Genomic DNA, 1,045 nt, shown 5'->3' with positions numbered 1-1,045 from the left:
AGGGCAGCGACTTGGGCGGTGTCCAGCTTGGCGATCTGGGCGGTGGTCATGGCCCTGATGTCGGTGGTTTCGATGGCGGCGATTTGAGTCGTCGTCAGCGCAGCCACCTGGCTGGTGGACAGTGCAGCGACCTGAGCGGTCCCCAGGTTGGCGATCTGGTCGGTGGTCAGTGCAGCCACGCCGGCGGTGGTCAGGGCGCGGATGCTGGCCGTGTTCAGGGCGCTGATGTCGGAGGTTTCAATGGCGGCCACTTGCGCGGTCGTCAAGGCGGTGATCTGGCTGGTGCCCAGGGCGGCGACCTGAGCCGAACTGAGCGCGGCGACTTGATCGGTCGTCAGGGCGGCGGCGCCCGAGGTGGTCAGGGCGCGCACTTCGGCCGTGGTCATGGCAGCGATCTGATCGGTACCCAGAACCGCGACCTGGGCCGTGTTCAGGCTGGCGATCTGGGCCGTGGTCATGGCCTTGATGTCAGTCGTTTCAATGGCGGCCACTTGCGTGGTTGTCAGCGCCGCCACTTGCGTGGTGGCCAGGGCCGAGGCCTGGCTTGTGGTCAGGTTGGCGATCTGATCCGTGGTCAGTGCAGCGACACCACCGGTGGTGAAGGCACGAACGCTGGCGGTGCTCAAGGCGCCGATGTCGGTCGTCTCGATGGCGGCGACTTGGGCTGTGGACAGGGCAGCGATCTGCTGGGTGCCCAAGGCGGCCAGTTGGCTGGAATCCAGCGCGGCAACTTGCACCGTGGTCAGTGCGGCGGTGCCTGCTGTCGTCAACGCGCGCACTTCGGCCGTGGTCATGGCAGCGATCTGATCGGTACCCAGAACCGCGACCTGGGCGGTGTTCAGAATGGCGATCTGGGCCGTGGTCATGGCCCTGATGTCAGTCGTTTCAATGGCGGCCACTTGCGTGGTTGTCAGCGCGGCCACTTGCGTGGTGGCCAGGGCCGAGGCCTGGCTTGTGGTCAGGTTGGCGATCTGATCCGTGGTCAGTGCAGCGACACCACCGGTGGTGAAGGCACGAACGCTGGCGGTGCTCAAGGCGCCAATGT

Annotated in this window: 1 pseudogene; it reads right to left on the bottom strand. The window is 66.1% G+C overall.

Going from position 1 to position 1,045, the window contains the following annotated elements:
• Nucleotides 1-1,045, bottom strand: a pseudogene (locus Q7V20_RS22895) (heme utilization protein); the annotation flags it as partial.

This window comes from Aquabacterium sp. (assembly GCF_030652515.1).
Taxonomy (GTDB): Bacteria; Pseudomonadota; Gammaproteobacteria; order Burkholderiales; family Burkholderiaceae_C; genus Aquabacterium.
This window is presented reverse-complemented; position numbering and strand designations above follow the sequence as displayed.